This window comes from Ketobacter sp. GenoA1 (assembly GCF_003671475.1).
Classification (GTDB): domain Bacteria; phylum Pseudomonadota; class Gammaproteobacteria; order Pseudomonadales; family Ketobacteraceae; genus Ketobacter.
Map to the genome: position 1 here is coordinate 49,668 of NZ_RCHM01000046.1, position 19,491 is coordinate 69,158.

Sequence of the window (19,491 nt, forward strand, 5' to 3'; positions counted from 1 at the left end):
CCGGCGCGTGGGCCCTTACCTTTGCTGTTCAACGCTCAGTACCACGGCCTGCGCCTGCCGCACCCGGCATAGCAGCCGGTTACCCTGGCGGCGGCAGGCTCCGGCCCGCTCTGGTGCCAGGTGGATGCTCACCCCCTGCTGCCACCACAAAGGGGGAATAAACACCTCGGTAGCCCCCCGTTCAGGCGCATGCTGCCAACGGTATTCCATCCGCTGCGCTGTCACCTGCAGTGCCAGCGGCACACCGGCCGTGGCCACCGCATAGGGCCGCACCTCAAAACTATCCCGCAGCGCACCGGTGTCGTCGGTGATGCTCAGATCCTCATGATTCCAGCCGTCTTTAGTGGCCGCGTTCCAGTTCGGAGTGTAATTCCAGTGTGCACTGGAAACCTGCGCCTCATCCAGCCAATCGTATATTTGGCGAATGTAGGCTGCCCCGCCCCGGGTACCGGCCGGGGCGCCGAATTCCCCCAACAGCATGGGCACATCCCAGGTCTGCGCCTGGCGCAGCATCAGATTCAGGGGCGGCGCCGAGGTGTTACCCAGCCACCATTTAAAGGTGATCATGATCGGATCGTAATAGTGGGGTGCGTAGGCAAAGTTGTGCAGGTTGGGCCGCGGGATGCCGTTGCCCACCAACCCGGAAGACAAAAAGGCATGGGGGGGTATGAACAACACGGCCTGTGGGTCCTGCCGCCGAATCACCGCAGCGGCATCTTCATACAGGCTCAGTAATTCACGGTTGGTGCCCCAGGGTTCGTTTATCACATCATAGCCGATCACATTGGGATGCTGCGCCATACGGTGGGCCACCCGTTCCACCATGGCTAAAAACCGGGTGCGGGCGCCTTCGCTGTCGCGGTGGAAATGATACCAACTGCGATGATGGGAAACATCGATCAACATGCGGGTACCCCAGGATTCACAGCGCTCATCATTGAGGGGTTCGCGCAGTGTAATGGAAGAATGCACCGCCCAGGCCGGAAAGCCCTCACCACAACCTCCGGTGGAAAAGCGGGAGAACGCATCCTGATGAAAGTCGACGATCACATAGAGTCCACGCTGCGCCGCCCACCGGGTGACCTGCTCAAAATACTGCAGATAGGATTCTTCATAATCGCAGGGGGACGGCTCAAACGCCTCCCAGGTGAACAGCAGACGCAGGGTATTCAGGCCCCACTCCGGCAACGGGTCCAGCTGACGGGCGGCGGTCACCCCATAAAATGGCGGCACCTTGGCATCACCGGATACGTTAATGCCCCGCAACACCGTGACGCGGCCCTGGGTATCCACAAAGCGCTGACCGCTCACCTGCACCGGCACCGTTCGGGTGGTCGCAGCCGGGGCCGGCGCAACACAATTGTCCGCCCACAGCTGAATGGGCCAAAAACACACCAACCAACCTGCCCATAACGGCAATCCCTTCCAATTCATAGCCAACCTCTTGTTATTATTTGCTTTTTATTCTCAGAGGTTTGGACAGCGCAGCCCAACACGGGCACCAAACAGAACCATAGTACCAGAATCACAACAAATCACCTCCTCCATTTGCACTAGAGCAGTCCCTTGGCATTTACTTTGTACAGGCAGACTTGTAATCTCGCCCCCCAGATTCACAGGAAACCCCATATGAACCACAATGAACTGATGCGAAACCTGCGCCGGGCACTGGCCGTGAACGAACACGGCCTGGCGGAGATTTACGCCCTTTCCGGGGAAACCATGGATCCGGAGGCCCTGAAAAACCGTCTCAAGCAATCCAATGAGCCGGGCTATGAGGAATGTGAAGAGGCCACCGCCGCACGCATGCTGGAAGCGCTGATCGTGCATCGGCGGGGTGCCAGGGAAGACAGCCCCCCTGCGCCACCGCAATTGCCGCTGAACAACAATCACGTGCTGAAGAAGCTGCGTATCGCCTACGATCTGAAAGACGAAGACATGCATGAGCTGTTTGCCGGGGAAGGCCATGAACTGGGCAAGCAGCAACTGAAATCCCTGTTCCGTAAAGAGGGCAACAAAAACTACCTGCCCTGCTCCGACAAACTCCTGCGCCTGTTTCTAAAAGGGTTGATTAAGCGGGCCCGCACCGGGGTTAACAGCCCCTAGCTGAAGCAGCGCACCCGTTTGAACTTGCGGGGATTGCTGCGCTCGGACAGGCTGATGCCGAACATATCCGAATACACCCGGTAAAAATGGGAAACATCGTGGAATCCCAGGGCATGGGAGGCGGCGGTGATGGTGTAATCCTGCTGGGTAATCAGGTTCAGTGCCCGCCACAGCGCCGTCTGCCGGGCGTACTGGGACACCGTACAGGCGGTGGTCTCCTTGAATAAATGACGGAAGCGGTCCGGGGACAGGTTCACCGCTTTGGACAGCACCTCCAGGGAGATGTCCGCCAGCGGCAATTCTTCAATCATCTGCAGGGCTTTAACGATGCGGGGATCGTACTCCAGGGGGGGTATTTCGGTGCCGGTGATGCGAAACACCGCGGTTTGCAGCAGGCTCTGCACCTGATCGCAGCTCATGGAACCATCCTGCCCGGCCCGACACTGCGGCAACAGATCCGCAAACAACTCCGCATCCAGCTGCACCACCGAACGCCCCCCAAGATAGTTATCCAGTGCCGCGTATTCAGCGCTGGCCGGAGCGTAATCCAGCAACGCCACATCCGCCAGAGGGCCGTCGATACTGCACAGGCCAGAGTCTGCTGCCACCAACAAAGCCCTGCCGGACACCGCATCGGCGTTTTCAAAATCCAGCTGCACCGGCCCCCGGCCGCCCAACAACAGGCGGATGGATTTGCGTTTGTGGGTTTTGTCACCGGGGCCTATCACCAGGGAAGGCGCCAATAACAAAATACTGCGGGTCCGGTAGTAAACCACCCCTTCAAAGTCGACGGCGGTCTGCGCCTTGATACTTGGTAACGGCATACGCAACTTCTTTTTATTATTGGTGGAAGTAAACAGGTGTTGCACTGTACTCTAATACCATACTAAAAATGCTGCCTGAAGCGAATGCTCCGGCATCGGATTCGTCCTCTGCCATTGAAAAATTAGCCGAACATTACATAAATCTAACCTCTATAACCCGCTTTTTGGACCTAAACATGACCCTTCGACCCCTGCTTTCCCTGTTGCTGCTTCTCTCTCTGTCCGCCTGTTCCACCACCAAGATGACCGATACCTGGCAGGAACCGGCATTCCGCGGCCAGGACATGCAGAAGGTGCTGGTGGTGGCGGTCGCCTCCAACACCACCAACCGCTTTCTGTTCGAAACCGGCTTCATTGGGGCGCTCAACCAAAAGGGCATTGATGCCACCGCCAGTTTCACCACCCTGGGGGATGCACTGCCCACCAAAGAGGCTGTGGCCGCACATCTGAAAGAAAGTGACTACGACCATATTATCGTCACTGCCCTGGGCCGGGTGGATATCGAAACCGACTATGTGCCGGAGCGGGTTCGCACCTACTACACCGGCGCCTATTATCCTCACTGGAGCGGGTACTGGGGCTCCGGCGTGGGCTACTATGGCGGCGGCGGCAGCCTCACCACCATGACCCGGGAAGCCTATACGGATACCCAGACCAACGTGATCCTCACCACCTCCATCTATGATGTAAAGACCGAACAACTGGCCTGGGTGGGTCGCAGCAAAACCTTTGAAGTGGGCTCGGTGTCGGACATGGCCGACAGCCTGGCCAAACAGATGATCCGCAAGATCAAGCACTGAAACCTGGGCCCACCACGAAAGTCGAATAGTTCCCGGCGGCCACTTTTGCTATATGCTTAAGGTAAAAAAGGCGCTGCTATGTTTTCCGTCTGGACACTGGCCGGCTTTGCGCTGGCCTATACCTGCATACTGTTTCTGATCGCCTGGTACGGCGACCGGCGTTCTGCGCGCTCCCAGCAGGCCCTCAACAGCCCCTGGCTGTACAGCCTCACCCTGGCGGTGTACTGCACCTCCTGGACGTTTTTCGGCGCCGTGGGGCAAGCCGCCAACTTCGGCTGGGATTTTCTGCCGATCTACCTTGGCCCCATGATCGTGTTCATCCTGGGCACCCCCATGCTGTTCAAGATCATCGCCATCAGCAAACAGCAGGGCATTACCTCCATCGCTGATTTCATCGCCTCGCGCTACGGTAAATCCCAGCCGCTGGCGATTCTGATTACCCTGGTGGCCATCGCCGGCACCATCCCCTACATCACCTTGCAGCTGAAAGCGGTGACCATGGCCTTCGACAGCCTCACCAACGGCATGGAAAGCAGCTGGCCCATCAACAGCGCCCTGGCGGTGGCGCTGCTGATGGCCATGTTTGCGGTGTTGTTCGGCACCCGTCATATCGACGCCAGCGAACACCAGAACGGGCTGATGCTGGCCATCGGCTTTGAAAGCCTGGTCAAACTGTTCGCCTTTGTGGTGGTGGGCGTGTTTGTGGTGTGGCAGGTATTCGGGGGCATCGGCGATCTGTTTGTCCAATTGGAACACAATCCGGTATTGCGGCAACGCTTTTCCTCCGACTTCTTTGACCAGGGCTTTTTCACCCAGACCCTGCTGGCCATGGCCGCCATTATCTGTCTGCCGCGCCAGTTTCACACCACCGTGGTGGAAAACCGCCGCAGTGGCGATTTGCACAAGGCCCGCTGGCTGTTTCCCGGCTACCTGTTACTGTTCACACTCTTTGTGGTGCCCATTGCCATGGCGGGCCTGCTGCACCTGCCTGAGCAGATCGGGCATGCCGACCGTTACATCCTCAGCCTGCCCATGCATTTCGATCAGCCATCCCTGGCCCTGCTCAGCTTTCTCGGTGGCGTGTCCGCCGCCACCGGTATGGTCATCGTGTCCAGCGTGGCTCTCAGTATTATGGTGTGCAATGAGCTGGTGATTCCCATCTACCTGAACCGGGCCCGTCGCGCCGGTGAGTTGCCACGGCAAATCACTCCCCTGGTGCGCAAGATCCGCCGTGTCTCCATCTTTGTGATTCTGCTGCTGGCGTACCTGCTCAATGACATCTTTGCGCAATTCGGAGCACTGGCCAGTATCGGGCTGCTGTCTTTCGCCGCCGTGGCTCAGTTTGCGCCGGTGCTGGTGGGTGGCCTGTACTGGAAGCAGGGTCACAAACGGGGTGCTGCCCTGGGTATCCTGTCCGGTTTCAGCGTGTGGTTTTACTGCCTGCTGCTGCCCGTGCTGCTGCCCGATGAACTGGCAGCAACTTTGCAGAACCAAGGTTTGCTGGGGCTGGGCCTGATTCGCCCCTATGCCCTGTTCGGGCTGGAAGGGCTGGACCCTCTCAGCCACGGTGTGTTCTGGAGTCTGGCGATCAACATTTTCTGCTATATCTACTTTTCCAAAACCGCTCTCCAGGAAACCATCGACCGCAACCAGGCCATACTGTTTGTGGACGTTCCCACCCATTATGAAAGCCTGCTGGGCCGCTACCATGCCGCCCATATCCGCATTCAGGATCTGCAGGACATTGCCGGCCGCTGCCTGGGCCGCAACAGCAGCGACATGGCCTTTGCCCAATACGCCGCCGTCAACCAACTGGAACTGGATCCCAAGCTACCGGCCACCGTGGACCTGTTCCGGTTTACCGAAAAAATGCTGGCGCGGGTTATGGGCGCAAGCTCTGCCCGGGTATTGCTGGGCTCCATGCTGAGCCGTCACACAGATGAACATTCCGACGCCGTAGCCATGATTGACGAGGCAGCCGAGCTGATCCAGTTCAATCACCAACTGCTGCAAACCACCATCGAAACCATCTCCCACGGCATCTGCGTGGTGGATAAAAATCTCAACATCGTGGCCTGGAACCGCACCTACATTAAATTGTTCGAATACCCCGATGGGTTGATTCAGCTGGGGCGCCCGATTGCGGATGTTTACCGCTATAACGCCCACCGCGGTTTCTACCCGGCGGAAAACGAAGACCAACAGGTACAACGGCGGGTGAACCTGCTGAAGCAGGGCGGCCCCCATCGGTTTGAGCGTGAGCTGCCCAATGGCATCATCGTTGAAGTCCGCGGCAACCCCATGCCGGATGGTGGTTTTGTCTCCACCTTCCTGGACATTACTGAAAGTAAAATGGATGAGCGCGCACTGCGTCAGATGAATGAAAGCCTGGAAATGATGGTGTCCGACCGCACCCAGAAATTATCGGAACTGAACGCGGCACTGCACACGGCCAATGAAGGCAAAACCCGCTTTCTGGCCGCGGCCGGGCACGATCTGATGCAGCCTCTGAATGCCGCCCATTTATTTACCTCCTCCCTGCAACAACGCTTGCAACTCAAAAACAGCAACCTGCAATGCCGGGAAGAACTGGAGATACTGCAGCACATCGACAACTCTTTGCACGTGGCGGAACATCTCATCAACACGCTGCTGGACATCAGCCGCCTGGATACCGGCACCATCAAGCCCAATGTTACGGCGTTCGATCTCCACACCTTGCTGACCAGCCTGGCCTCGGAGTTTGATGTCATTGCAGCGGAAAAGGGATTGCAATTGCGCTGGGTGGATTGCCACAGCTGGGTCCACAGTGATGACAAACTGTTACGTCGGGTATTGCAGAATCTGCTGCTCAATGCCGTGCGCTACACCCCCGGCGGACGCATCCTGTTGGGCTGTCGCCGTCGACCGGGGGCGGTGGACATCCAGATCTGGGATACGGGAGTGGGCATTCCGGACGACCAGATCGAACACATATTCAAAGAGTTTCACCGCATCAAACATCGCAACACTGACGGCACACTGGACAGCAAAGGGCTGGGGCTGGGGTTGGCCATCGCCCAGCGCATCAGTCAGTTGTTACAACACCCCCTGTCCGTACATTCCCGCGTGGGCAAGGGCACCGTATTTTCCATCCGGGTGCCCACCACCCAGGTAACTCAAACCGCGCAGGCCAACCAATCCAGCCCGGCACCACCAAAACTTTCCGGCCTCACCGTTTTCTGTGTTGATAACGAGCCCATGATCCTGAGCGGTGTTGAATCTCTGTTGAACCAATGGCAGTGCATCAGCACCAGCGCCTCCTCATTGAAATCCGCGTTGGAAAAAGCCAATACCTTACCCCGGTCGCCGGATGCTCTGCTGGTGGATTACCAACTGGATGACGAAACCGGTTTTGATGTAATCGATGCCCTGGATGAATGCTGGGAGGATGTGGTACCGGCTATATTGATGACCGCTGATCACGCCGAAGCAGTGAAACTCAAAGCCCGGGAAAGGGGATACTATTTTTTGCAGAAGCCGATTACCCCGGAAGGGTTGCAGGCAGCACTGAGCTCGGTACTGACGGATCAACAATAGACACTACCAGAAACTCCATGATTCAAAGGTTATTCAATACCCTATTGGTTATCAACATCTGGTTATCAACACCGTGGTTCTGATCTATCTTATCTGTTGCCACATGGATACCCAGCAGCCCGCGCCTCATATCTGATGCTGGCCTCCTTTGGGCTGGCCGGATTGTATGAGGAGAAATGCCGGTAATGGCCTAGGTGTTCGGAAAGGATTCCACATCCAGATTCTGCAAACGAATCACCGCCTGTGTCCGGTTACGCACCCCCAGTTTACGGAAGATGGCGGTCATGTGCGCCTTGATGGTGGCTTCGGACACCCCCAGCTCGTAAGCAATCTGTTTGTTCAACTGCCCTTCCGCCAGCATACCCAGCACCCGGAATTGTTGCGGGGTCAGTGAGGCAATGCACTTGGCCAGATCATGATCTTCCTGCTTTAACAGCGGATGATGTTGCGGCAGGATGTTGGGCGGCAACCAACGCGCGCCGGCACAGACCTGCTCAATGGCCTTCACCATCACGTCCATGGATGCCGATTTGGGAATAAAACCGTTGGCGCCGTATTCCACGGCCTTGTGAATGATCGCGGCCTCTTCAGAGGCAGACACCACCACCAGCGGGATTTCCTGGTATCGCTCGCGCAGGTAGATCAACCCTGAAAAGCCATGGGCTCCGGGCATGTTGAGATCCAGCAACAGCAGAGAAAACACTTCTCCGGCATCGGTGAGACGTTCCAACTGATCAATGTTTTCCGCTTCTACCACACGGGCACCGGGAAAGGCCTGCGTCACCGCCTGTTTCAAGGCCATACGAAACAGAGGATGATCGTCGGCGATCAGTACGTTTCCATGTAAGGTCATTGTTATTATGTAACCGTTGGCCGTTTGAGCTAATTGTGGTTGTTGTGCGCGGCAACGTCAAATCATGCCCGGGGCCTCAGGAGCAAGCCGGGGCCTCAGGAGCAAGCCGGGGCCTCAAGAGCAAGAGAGGCACCAGGCAGCAATAAAAAAACCGCCGGCCATGAGGGTTGGCCGACGGCAAGATCATTAACGATTTACTCTGGAATCCACCAACTGCGGTACTACGGCAGGATCGGCAAGAGTCGACACATCGCCTAACTGATCAAACTCGTTGGCCGCAATCTTTCTGAGAATGCGGCGCATGATTTTTCCGGAGCGGGTTTTGGGCAGCCCCGGAGCAAACTGAATCCAGTCCGGTGACGCCACCGGGCCGATTTCCCGGCGCACCCAATTGCGCAATTCCTGTAACAGCTCCTCCGAAGGGTCAATGCCCTCATTCACTGTCACATACACGTAGATACCCTGGCCCTTGATGTCATGGGGGCAACCCACCACCGCCGCTTCCGCCACCTTATGGTGAGCCACCAGAGCACTTTCAATCTCTGCGGTGCCCAGGCGGTGGCCGGACACGTTGATCACATCGTCGACCCGGCCGGTAATCCAGTAATCGCCATCCTCATCGCGGCGGGCACCATCCCCGGTGCAATACTTGCCGGGGAAGGTGGTGAAATAGGTCTGCACAAAGCGTTCATGATCCCCCCACAGGGTACGCATCTGGCCCGGCCAACTGTCGGTAATCACCAGATTGCCTTCGGCGGCCCCGGTCAGCACATGGCCTTCGTTATCCACCAGTTGCGGGCAAATTCCGTAGAAAGGCTGGGTGGCAGCGCCCGGCTTATGCACCGTGCTGCCGGGCAGGGTGGTAATCATCACCCCCCCGGTTTCCGTCTGCCACCAGGTGTCAATCACTTGCGCCTGTCCGGCTCCGATCACGTCGTGATACCACTGCCACGCTGCCGGATTAATGGGTTCGCCGGCGGTGGCCACAATGCGCAGGCTACGTCGACTGGAATGGGCAAAGGGCGCCTCCCCTTTTGCCATGAAGGAACGAATGGCCGTTGGCGCCGTGTATAAGACCGCAACCCCGTGCGCATCGATCACCTGGCCCAAACGGGTTTCATCGGGAAAGTTGGGTAAGCCTTCGCACATCACCACCGTCGCACCGTTCGCCAGGGGCCCGTATACCAGATAGGTATGGCCGGTGATCCAGCCGATGTCGGCGGTACACCAGTACACCTCACCCGGCCGATAATCAAACACCTGCTGATGGGTGAAGGAGGCATACACCATATAGCCGCCGGTGGTGTGCAATACGCCTTTGGGTTTGCCCGTGGAACCGGAGGTGTACAGAATAAACAACGGATCTTCGGCGTTTACTTCCTGCGCCAGGCAAGTATTGGCAGCGGCCCGGGTGGCAGCGGCATAGTCCACATCCCGCTCATCGTTCCACTGCACTTCACCGCCGGTATGACGCACCACCAGCACATGCTCCACCGTGTTAACACTGGGGTGGGCCAATGCCGCATCCACATTGTGCTTCAGGGCAATGGGGCGGCCGCCACGCAGGCCCTCATCGGCGGTCACCACCAGTTTGGCACCGCAATCCTCGATCCGGCCGGCCAGCGCTTCCGGAGAGAAGCCACCGAACACCACGGAGTGTATGGCCCCGAGCCGGGCACAGGCCAGCATGGAAAACACCGCCTCGGGAATCATGGGCATGTAGATCATGACCCGATCCCCCTTACCCACTCCCAAAGCCTTCATGGCATTGGCACTGCGGCACACTTCATCATGCAACTGCTGATAGGTGATGATTCGGGTTGCCCCGGGGGTATCCGGCTCCCAGATGATGGCGGGCTGATCGGCCCGTGAGGCCAGGTGACGGTCAACACAATTGGCACTGGCATTAAGGGTGCCGTCTTCATACCAGCGAATGTGCACATCACCGGGTTGAAACGATACGTCTTTCACCCGGGTAAACGGCTTGATCCAGTCAATGCGCTGCCCTACCGCCTGCCAAAACCCTTCTGCATTCTGCACGCTGCCTGTGTACTGATCCAGATACTGTTGATGAATGGTGCCTTTCGCCTGCTCTGCCGTATTCATACCACACCTCGCTGATTCCATAGGGGCTAGTCTGCGGCGGACCCGCGCCGGCTGGAATTAGACTTTGGTCGAGACTTCGACCTTTGGCTAATACTCCCTGTTACCAAATTGTTACAGTCTTGACCGGGTAGAAGACCAAATAACAAACGGGACAACAGGTGAGACAATGAAATTACTACCCATTAGTGCTGCGCTGGTAGCCGCCGGAATGATCTCTACCCAGGTTATAGCCGACGACGTCAATCAACGAATCGAAAAACTGGAGCGGGAAATCAGTGCCCTGAAATCACAGACCGCTTCCGCCAACAGCAACGTCAGCTCCGGCAGCAGCAGTGTGTCGGTTGGCGGCTACATCAAACTGGATGCTCAGGTATCCGAATACAGCGATGGTCGTGGGCCCACCGGTGCCGGGGAGGATTTTTTGATTGTCTCCACCATTCCCACCGGCGGTGACAGCAGCGACCCCAAAACCCATTTCTCCGCCAAGGAATCCCGCCTCTGGATAAAAGGCCAGACCCAGACCGACGCCGGTTTGGTCAAGGGCCACCTGGAAATGGATTTTCAACTGAGCGGCCAAGGCAACGAGCGGGTCAGCAACTCCTACTCGCCCCGCGTGCGTCACGCCTATTTCAGTTGGAATGAGTGGTTGTTCGGACAAACCTGGTCCACTTTCTTTAACGTCAGCGCACTGCCCGACCTGTTGGATTTTGTCGGTCCGGTGGGCACCATCTTCATTCGCCAGCCACAGATTCGATACAGCAGCGGCCCCTGGCAGTTTGCGGTGGAAAATCCCGAGAGCACATTGTACGCCGGTGGTGCCGCCACCACGTTTGACGACAACGCCATTCCGGACATGATCGCGCGCTATAACTTTGGCAGCGGCAAGGCCAACTACAGCCTGTCGGTCATGGGCCGCGAACTGGCCTATGACGACGGCGACGATGTGGAAAGTGAATACGGCTACGCAGTGAGCCTGGCAGGCAAGATTGCCGTGGGGGATCAGGGTGACGACCTGCGGGTGATGCTGAATGCGGGTAATGCGCTGGGTCGCTATATGGGGCTTAACGCCTTTCGCGCCGGCGCCATTGAGGCGGATGGCGATATTGAGTTAATTGATCAGTGGGGTGTGTTCGTCGCCTATCGCCACCTGTGGGACAAGCAATGGCGATCCAGTTTTTCACTGTCCGCAGCCCAAGCGGACAATCCGGACGCCGCCGGCGGCAATGCAGCGGAAAAATATGAAACCTTCCATGCCAACCTGATCTACAAACCCACGGCGGCACTGGATCTGGGGGGTGAAATCATTATCGGCCAAAAAGAAGTGGAAAGTGGTGACGACGGCTCCATCAACCGTCTGCAGTTTTCCGCCAAATACGGTTTCTAAACGCAACCCATATAGCCATCGACTGCAACCAAAAAACGCGGCTTCGAGCCGCGTTTTTTTGTATCATTTCAACCCCTAGACCGCGTGGGCATGCATAGGCCGGTCATCACACAGCCCGTGCAGCTCATCCATGCATTCCGTACAGGCGCTGGTGGAGGCAATATGCTTCTGCTCCGCCAATACATCCTGCAGAATTTCAAGGCTGGTCAGTGGATTGGCCAATACCACGCGGAACACGATGGTACGGCGACGATCCCAGGCTTCCGGTGTCAGCGTGGTTCTGGATACAAAGGATTTGCCCCGCGCCCGCTGGTTTTTCTGGATGCGCTTGGTGAGGCGGTTCAACACCTCGTGGATTTCATCCACTTGCGCCGGGGTTGCGGTGGCCAGTTTCTGTTTAACAAAGGCCGGTACATAGCGGTAAGTAAGAATATTCAGCTCCGGCTCCGACACCAGCTCGAAATCCGTTTCGACATTGATCATGCTGGCAAACGCGTGGGCTTTCTCAATACCCTGTTCAATCAGAATTTCATAACCGCTGCGGCCGATAATCTTCAAACCGGAATGCAGCAGCATGGCAATCCCGGGGCGGGAACCTTCCAGAGTGTAGGCACCCAGATCCCGTGAGCCTTTACGAATAATATAATCCGCGTGGTGTTCAATGGAGGACACCAGCGAAGGATCCTTGAACACCACCATGCCCGCGCCCATGGGCACGTACATTTGTTTGTGGGCATCAATGGTAACGGAATCCGCCCGTTCGATGCCTTTTAAAATATGAGCGTACTTTTTGGAGAACAGGGTGGGGCCACCCCAGGCAGCATCCACGTGGAAATGACAACCGATCTCTTCGGCGATGTCCGCCATTTCATCCAGCGGGTCCACACTGCCGGTTTCCGAGGTTCCCGCCACCCCTACCATGCCAATGATGGCGACGTTGTCGGCTTTCAATTCATCAATACGGGTACGCAGTTCCTGCAAATCAATTTTGTTGCGGGCATCGGCTTTGATGCTGATCAGAGAGTCACGGCCGATTCCCAACACATCGGCGGCTTTGCCCAATGAATAGTGGCCCCGCTCAGACACCAGAATGGCCGCTCCCTTGTAGCCGTAGTGCTGTAACGCCCCATACAGGCCGGCACGCTGAATACCACGGAAACCGTTCTTCAGATCTTTATCAAAACGGCAATTGCGGGCCACCCACAGGGCGGTGATATTGGCGATGGTGCCACCGGAACAGAACGACCCCAAGGAATAACCCGGCTCGTGCATCCACTTATCATAGAAGCCGTCGTTCTTGTCATAGATAAGACGGTGAATCATGCCCAGCACCTGACGCTCCATGGGGGTAAACGCCTTGGAGGTTTCGATCTTCACCAGATTCTGATTCAGGGCCATCATGATGCGCGACAACGGCAACATGAAATAGGGTAAGGCAGAGGTCATATGGCCGATAAAACTGGGGGACGCGGTGTGCACCGACTGGGCCACCAGTTTGTCCATCAGAAAATCGGCCTGGTCGGATACGAAAATGGGCTTTTCGGGGATTTCCGAATCGGAGAAGTCTTTTTGCAACTCCTCCAGATCTTTTTCAACCGCAACGATGTGTTCCTGCAGGAAGCCTGCAAGATTCTGGGAGAGCTTCTGATCGATGTTACCCAGCGTTGACCCTGGCGCCTCGGGTACCGTAAAAATACGATACATGGCTTCCATACTGGCTTCGGCATATCGCGGTTTATTCGTCATACGGCTGACCTATGTTAAAGGCGAAAAAACCGCCCTCTGTCTCGCTAAATTGAGGGCGATAATTTAACCATAAAGTCACACTTCACGATACCACTTCTACCAAACGCTCGATTGAGCCATCTAAGCCTTTGATTTAGTGGAATATATCCCTTTATATGCCCACTCAACCACGGTGTTTTTGTGGTCATTGGAGCAACCAAAAGAAACATCAATAAAGCAACTTGTTTACCATGTGTCTTTTCTAGCGTAGCAAGAATGACACAGAATATCTGCATCGCCTGGGATTGGTCCAGCCTTGTATCAGTACTCTGATGCCTTTGTGTGGTTGCGCAATGCACTATAAACTACTGTGATACAAACCGTTTTTCGCGCCTAAACCGCGCTTTTGAAGAGTGTCGCTATGAAAAAGTTGCTGGCCCTGTGCCTGATCCTGTTACCCCTGTCTCTGCAGGCCCGCGTTGAGCCCCGCGAGGGCGAAGAAGCCATCACTGCCGAACCCCAGATCACCATTGTCGACGATGTGGACAAGACCCTGAAAATTCACCAGATCAACGGCAAAGTCTATGGTATCAAGGTGATCCCCAAAAACGGCGCCCCCTACAATCTGGTGGACCCCAATGGCGAAGGCCAGTTTATTCGGGATTCTGCCGACCGTATCCTGGTACCGGAGTGGGTGTTGATTTCCTGGTAGATTCCGATGGCCGTGTATACCCCGCTGAGTGAATCCCAGGTGGCGGCGTTTATTGCGCCGTTTGGATTCACTCAGGTGCTGAGTTTAAAAGCCACCGACGCGGGCATTGAAAACACCAACTATTTCGTGACCGCCCTCGACCGGCACCAGCAAACCTGTCGCCTGGTGCTGACGTTATTTGAAATGATGCCGGAATCCGAGTTGCCTTACTTTGTGGCGCTCACCAGCTTCCTGGCCCAGGAAGGCTTACCGGTGCCGGCCCCCTATCGCAACGCTCAGGGCCAGGCCATTTTGCCTCTGCAAAACAAACCGGCCATACTGGTGCCCTGTTTCACCGGCAGCCACCCCGCCACCCCAACCATCGAACAGTGCGGCGCCATTGCCGGGGCCATGGCACGCATGCACCTGGCGTCGCCGCGGTTCAGTGCGCGGCGTGCCAACGATCGCGGTGCCCAATGGCGGGAACAGGCCATCCATACACTGCAACCCTTTTTACATCAGGATCAAAAAACGCTACTGCTGGATCAGGTTGCAGACTGGCGCCTGCATCAGGGCATCATCGACACCTTACCCTGCGGGATCAACCACCACGACCTGTTCCACGACAATGCGTTATTTGAGGGCGACCAGCTCACCGGCATCATCGACTTTTACAACGCCTGCGACGATGTCTTTATTTATGACCTGGCCGTATTGGTGAACGACTGGTGCAGTGACGAACAGGGGCAGCTGATCGCCGAGCGCTATCACGCCGTCATGACAAGCTACACCCAACTCCGGCCACTTTCGGCAGACGAGCAAACGTTGTGGCCACGCATGCTGGCCTACGCGGCCCTGCGGTTTTGGATTTCACGCCTGTTGTCGTGGCATGACACCGACCAGCCCCACAACGTTGCCCAGAAAGATCCGCGCATCATGCAGCGGATGCTGCTGGCACGGCTGCACGCCCTAACGTAAACGGGACAGAGTGGCCGGCGCGAAATAGGATGATTTCGGGCTCACTGAAAAGTCGTACATTTTTTCCTGATTATCCAGCCCTGATGCGTAATAGATTCCCTTTTCCAGATCATAAATCACTTCCACGGTGTACCAGAAGAGTGGCTTCTCGTAATAGTTGATCGGATGACCTTCCGCCAGGCTCATCAGATTGCCTTTGCCATCGTATTGTTCCAGCAACGCAACCTGCCAGCTGTCTTCATCTATGTAAAACACCCGCTTGCCGTAACGGTGCCGAAACCCTTTTTTCAAAGTGGCCTCCACCACCCACACTCGATGCAATTCATAACGCAGCACCTCGGGATTCAAATGGGTAGCGGTCAGCAGCTCATCATATTGCCGTTGATCACTGTGCAAGGCATAGGCGTTATAGGGAACAAACAGCTCCCGCTTACCCTTTAATGTCCAATCAAAACGATCCATGGCGCCACTGAACATATCCGTGTTGTCCACCAGGGCAATGCTGTCACTGATCAGCACCGGTGCATCGTAGGCAATATCGGGTGCTCTGCGCGTTCGACGCTGCCCCGACAAATGAATCCAGGATTTACGCGGCTCCTTCATGGCATTGATAAATTCGTGCACCAACAGTTTGTTTCCGGCCAGCTTGGGGGGTGCGGTGGTGGAACCCAGCAACATTATGGCCAACTCATCCTGGGAACGCTGATCCCGCTGCGGATCGGAGTACATGAATTTGATCAGCGTATCGGTCTTGCGCAGGGTGTATCGACCTTTGCTGTCCACCACTGCCGAGCCGCTGTGGGTTTGTACCGCCTCACCACGGTAACGAAGCTTGTGATTCCACATCACCTCATGGGCGTTGGCGGGAATGGGAAAGGGGGAGCTGGTGGTGGCCTGAATCACCCCTTCGCCCCCTTCCACCAGCTCGGCATGCAACGCATTCTGATACACCGCGTCATACACCCGCTGAGGGTACGTTGCGGTCCGCCGGGTGGGATACACCTTTAATTGAAAATCAGGATAACGTTGCAACATGAGCTGGTGCGCGGCACTCAACTTGCTTTGATGGGCACTCATATTTGCAGCGTTGATCACCAGCCGTGGCTGATCGTCAGCAAACGGATTGGGATGGTGCATACCCGGCTTGATCGGCGGGTACTCGATCTGCCCCGCCTGCCAGGTGGGAATGGTGCCCTCGGCATTGCCCGCCCGCTCAGCGCCCACGGGGGTCAGTGCCTGCTGCAACTGTTGCGCCTGCTCCGCGTTGACTTTAGCCTGGGCATTGCTGACGCTCATCAATATAAGCAGGGTACAGACCATACAACGAATAAAACGGATCATATTATTTCCCTCTTGTTTTAAAGTATTTTTTTAGAATGTGTAACTCAATGACAGTGTGACAAAGTCGCGATCGTGCAATTGGTTGGCACGCTCGTTACCCATAAAGCGGGTGTAATCCAGAGCTACATCAATCGCCGAGGCATGGCTGGCCTTCACCCCCATGCGCAACACCTGAGTGTCCTCCACGAACCCCGCAGAACCGGACGGTGAAGTACCCGCCACATCGTGCTTCCACAACACCGACGGCGTCACACTGAAGCCACCCGGCAAACCGGGGTAATCCGCGCTGGCGCGCAAAACGTAGCCCCAGGCAAATCCATCCGACCAGCGCTTTCGATCACAACAGGGCAAGCCTCGTAACGACGGTATCGGGTCCAGAGCACCCCGGCCTTCTGTGCCCGGTGTCAACAGGCGCAGCTCATCGTATTGCGGATGATCCACAATATAGAGTGCGCCCAGCTCACCGATGACCAACACCTGCGACGCACCCAACCAGTGGCCACCCAGCGTATGAATGGCCAGCAAGGACGCCTTTACCGCGTCCCGCTCAATATAGGTGGGCACATCCGCTCCGGAAAAAGGCGGCATCAATTCAATCTGATAAGGGGGAAAACACAGATCAGTGTTCTGGCAGGCATTGCCCTCATCCGCGTGATCCCGAAAATCACTGGTGGGTTGCTGCGCCAGCCAGCGGTCCAATGCCTCCGGGCCATTCACCACATTGGGAACCAGCCCACTTAATACGGTCAGCAACTGCCCCGCATCCACGTCGCCACCGGCCAGCAAAGACGCCAACGCACCACCATTGGCTTCGTCGTAAAGTAAAATGTTGACCAGATTGCCCACTGCCGAGCCCAAAATTTCATAGATATCCACCGACAACGGCACGTCACGCCGATAGGTGATCTCCCCCGCCAGGGATGTGCCTGTGGGAGCCACCGTGTTGAACGTAAAACCAAACAGCGACAGATTCTCGGGATACTGAAAGTAATAGTTGGCTTGCAGCGATTGCGCCAAGGTGCGATCCGGAATCCCCTCCCGTGCACCAAACACCGGTGACGGATTGTGATAACGCAGATAATAAAATCCCAGCTCAGAATCATTCAGCTCTGGCACATACCAGGATAGCTTGACGCCAAATTCACCGTCATCGGAAGCCGGTTTGTCTGCCGTGCGCGATACACATACCCGCCGTGGATCATCGTCCGCCAGCATGCCGCCGTTGATGCACAGCAGATCACCCCCCGCCCCGATAATGTCCGCGCTGCTGAAGTAACTGCCGGCCGGCGGCAACCGGTTGGGTTCCCACTTGGTTTTGAGATAGGCCTCAACGTTCACGTTCTCCGTTACCCCAAACGACAACCACAAACTCTCGACCGGAATCGACGCCTGTTTTAAATCACCGCCGGACATGGCGAACTGGTTAAAATCCCTCGGGTTTTGCAATATGTTCATGCCGCTGATAAAGCCGCTTTCACCCCAGGATATTACCTGCCGCCCCACCCGCAACGAAACCGGAACATCACCGTAATATAAATTGGCGTAGAAATAGCGATCCAGAAAACGGATGTCCTGCCCCACCAATTCACGCCCCTCGCTGTTAAGGAGCCGGTGAGGCAAGTCATTCTGTTCGATGTAGTGATCGTAGAACAACAGCACCCGTGCAAAAAAACCCGCATCGTCAAAATCCAAGGCAATATCGTGCAACGAGCGCAACTGTTGCGAGAACACACCGGTAGAGAAATTCAAATTCCCATCATCCGTGTTTTCGTTATAAACGCCGGGCCCGGAGGGAAAATACGGCAGCCAGCACGCGTTCAATCCATCCACCGGCAGGCCCTGCTGTTCACACACCTGCGGCTCGGTAATGGCATAGGCTCCAGGGGGATATACCCCCGGTGCAGGTAAACCATCATTGCCCAAATTGCTTTGCAAAGTGGGCTGCAGGAATCGCAACGCAGTAATGGGATTGCCCACCTGCACCAGATTGCCGCTATTGCCGAAGGCAATATTTGCCTCATCAGGTTCCTGTACACGCCAACTGCTGGACAGCGTTACGGTGGAATTAATACCAAAGGTGAAGCCTTCACCCTCCCAGCTCAACGCACAAACCGGAAGTGCCAGTGGCACAATCCACAGCGCCAGGATTATTCTTATTATTGTCATGTTTCCTCTCACCAGTACAACCAACCGCTCCCTGGTTGAAAGATTCCCTGCGCATTGATAGCTAATTTACTTTTAAAGAACGGTGCAGATAGCGGTACGTGGCACTGCTGGCTTCGCGCTCCGTTTGCCGCCAGCCATACACCTTGGGCCGCTGCTTCTCTATGGTGAGCTTCTTCCAAAACAGCCAGTCAAACAGCGCCAGAAAATTATTCATATTGCGTGCCGAGTTTTTACTGCGACTGTGGTGCTGATGATGCTGATTTGGAAAAGTAAATACGTGACACAATGCATACATGGTTTTGGCAATCCATGGATTTTTGTGATTCAACAGATACAAATCGTATTTCCAGTTGGTGTGCACATGAATGCCCCAGATACTCTTGATAGCGGTACCAATGGCCCAGGTTTCCACCAAGCCAAGATAAAGGCAGATAAAACCAAACCAATAATTGGGTAACGCAAACATCCAGCCCCAACCTGCCACCACCACTTGGGTTACGCTCAGTTCGCCCTTCCCGTCTATGCCGCCGTTCATGTGATGCGGCCGGTGGGCGCTCTTATAGTAGGCTTGCAACATAGCCAGCCATTTATTGGCCGGTTTACGCTCATGAGAAAAGTTATGGGCCCATCCGTGTAGAAACTCATCGATCAGAATAAATCCCACTACGGCCAATACCGGGTAGCGATCCTCAATCCAGCCCAACTGACTGCGCTGATCCGGCAACAGCAAACTCATCAGGCCAAAACAACAAAACAACAACAGCGGCCGCTCGATGACCGCCAATACCCCGGAGGACAACGCAAACATCTGCCAATCCTGCTTGGTTTTACGCCCCTCACGATATTTACCGGTTACCCATTCATACAACACCAGCAACATAATGATGGCGACGCTGAGCAAGGTGTAATCCTGTGCCGCAACATTCATAACTCATCCC

14 protein-coding genes are annotated in these 19,491 nt (G+C 56.0%); 6 read left to right on the forward strand and 8 right to left on the reverse strand.

What is annotated here, in order from left to right; genetic code table 11:
• Nucleotides 1-15 precede the first annotated feature (15 nt).
• Nucleotides 16-1,434 (reverse strand): cellulase family glycosylhydrolase, encoded by a 1,419-nt coding sequence (locus D9N13_RS23010; RefSeq protein WP_290594332.1) that lies wholly within the window; start codon nt 1,432-1,434, stop codon nt 16-18.
• 195 nt (nt 1,435-1,629) lie between these two features.
• Here D9N13_RS23010 and D9N13_RS23015 point away from each other — a divergent pair, with 195 nt between their 5' ends.
• Entirely contained in the window at nt 1,630-2,106 is a 477-nt protein-coding gene (locus D9N13_RS23015; protein ID WP_290594333.1) for a DUF1456 family protein, read from the forward strand.
• Here the strand turns inward: D9N13_RS23015 and D9N13_RS23020 are convergent.
• Nucleotides 2,103-2,930 carry a helix-turn-helix transcriptional regulator gene (locus D9N13_RS23020; protein ID WP_290594334.1) on the reverse strand — a complete coding sequence of 276 codons (828 nt, stop codon included), beginning with the start codon at nt 2,928-2,930 and terminating at the stop codon, nt 2,103-2,105. The two genes, D9N13_RS23015 and D9N13_RS23020, sit on opposite strands and share 4 nt — an antisense overlap.
• 176 nt (nt 2,931-3,106) lie before the next feature.
• Here D9N13_RS23020 and D9N13_RS23025 point away from each other — a divergent pair, with 176 nt between their 5' ends.
• Nucleotides 3,107-3,730 (forward strand): hypothetical protein, encoded by a 624-nt coding sequence (locus tag D9N13_RS23025; RefSeq protein WP_290594335.1) that lies wholly within the window; start codon nt 3,107-3,109, stop codon nt 3,728-3,730.
• 78 nt (nt 3,731-3,808) lie between these two features.
• The gene (locus D9N13_RS23030) at nt 3,809-7,309 is read left to right on the forward strand and encodes a PAS domain-containing hybrid sensor histidine kinase/response regulator (RefSeq protein WP_290594336.1); all 3,501 of its coding nucleotides are present in this window, start codon (nt 3,809-3,811) and stop codon (nt 7,307-7,309) included.
• A 190-nt stretch (nt 7,310-7,499) separates the two neighbouring features.
• Here D9N13_RS23030 and D9N13_RS23035 read toward each other — a convergent pair whose 3' ends face one another.
• Complete coding sequence (locus D9N13_RS23035) at nt 7,500-8,162, reverse strand: response regulator (protein ID WP_290594337.1); 663 nt, start codon at nt 8,160-8,162, stop codon at nt 7,500-7,502.
• 186 nt (nt 8,163-8,348) lie between these two features.
• On the reverse strand, nt 8,349-10,268 hold the full coding sequence (gene acs / locus D9N13_RS23040) for an acetate--CoA ligase (protein WP_290594338.1): 1,920 nt from the start codon (nt 10,266-10,268) through the stop codon (nt 8,349-8,351).
• A 166-nt stretch (nt 10,269-10,434) separates the two neighbouring features.
• Between acs and D9N13_RS23045 the strand changes: the two genes are divergently transcribed.
• Nucleotides 10,435-11,652, forward strand: coding sequence for a DcaP family trimeric outer membrane transporter (locus tag D9N13_RS23045; RefSeq protein WP_290594339.1), 1,218 nt, complete (start codon nt 10,435-10,437; stop codon nt 11,650-11,652).
• A 75-nt stretch (nt 11,653-11,727) separates the two neighbouring features.
• On the opposite strand, the gene panP is transcribed toward D9N13_RS23045, so the two are convergent.
• Entirely contained in the window at nt 11,728-13,398 is a 1,671-nt protein-coding gene (gene panP / locus D9N13_RS23050; RefSeq protein WP_290594340.1) for a pyridoxal-dependent aspartate 1-decarboxylase PanP, read from the reverse strand.
• Nucleotides 13,399-13,798: 400 nt separating this feature from the next.
• Between panP and D9N13_RS23055 the strand changes: the two genes are divergently transcribed.
• Together D9N13_RS23055 and D9N13_RS23060 are read left to right on the forward strand one after the other, a co-directional pair.
• Complete coding sequence (locus D9N13_RS23055; protein WP_290594341.1) at nt 13,799-14,089, forward strand: DUF2782 domain-containing protein; 291 nt, start codon at nt 13,799-13,801, stop codon at nt 14,087-14,089.
• A gap of 6 nt (nt 14,090-14,095) precedes the next feature.
• The gene (locus D9N13_RS23060; RefSeq protein ID WP_290594342.1) at nt 14,096-15,046 is read left to right on the forward strand and encodes a homoserine kinase; all 951 of its coding nucleotides are present in this window, start codon (nt 14,096-14,098) and stop codon (nt 15,044-15,046) included.
• Here D9N13_RS23060 and D9N13_RS23065 read toward each other — a convergent pair.
• The 3 genes from D9N13_RS23065 to D9N13_RS23075 form a co-directional block, all read right to left on the reverse strand.
• Nucleotides 15,038-16,387: a DUF1329 domain-containing protein gene (locus D9N13_RS23065; RefSeq protein ID WP_290594343.1), complete on the reverse strand. Its 1,350-nt coding sequence runs from the start codon at nt 16,385-16,387 to the stop codon at nt 15,038-15,040. The genes D9N13_RS23060 and D9N13_RS23065 overlap by 9 nt on opposite strands.
• A 30-nt stretch (nt 16,388-16,417) precedes the next feature.
• Nucleotides 16,418-18,553, reverse strand: a complete 2,136-nt coding sequence (locus D9N13_RS23070; protein ID WP_290594344.1) for a DUF1302 domain-containing protein — start codon at nt 18,551-18,553, stop codon at nt 16,418-16,420.
• A 61-nt stretch (nt 18,554-18,614) separates the two neighbouring features.
• The gene (locus D9N13_RS23075; protein ID WP_290594345.1) at nt 18,615-19,481 is read right to left on the reverse strand and encodes a sterol desaturase family protein; all 867 of its coding nucleotides are present in this window, start codon (nt 19,479-19,481) and stop codon (nt 18,615-18,617) included.
• Between the last annotated feature and the right edge of the window lie 10 nt (nt 19,482-19,491).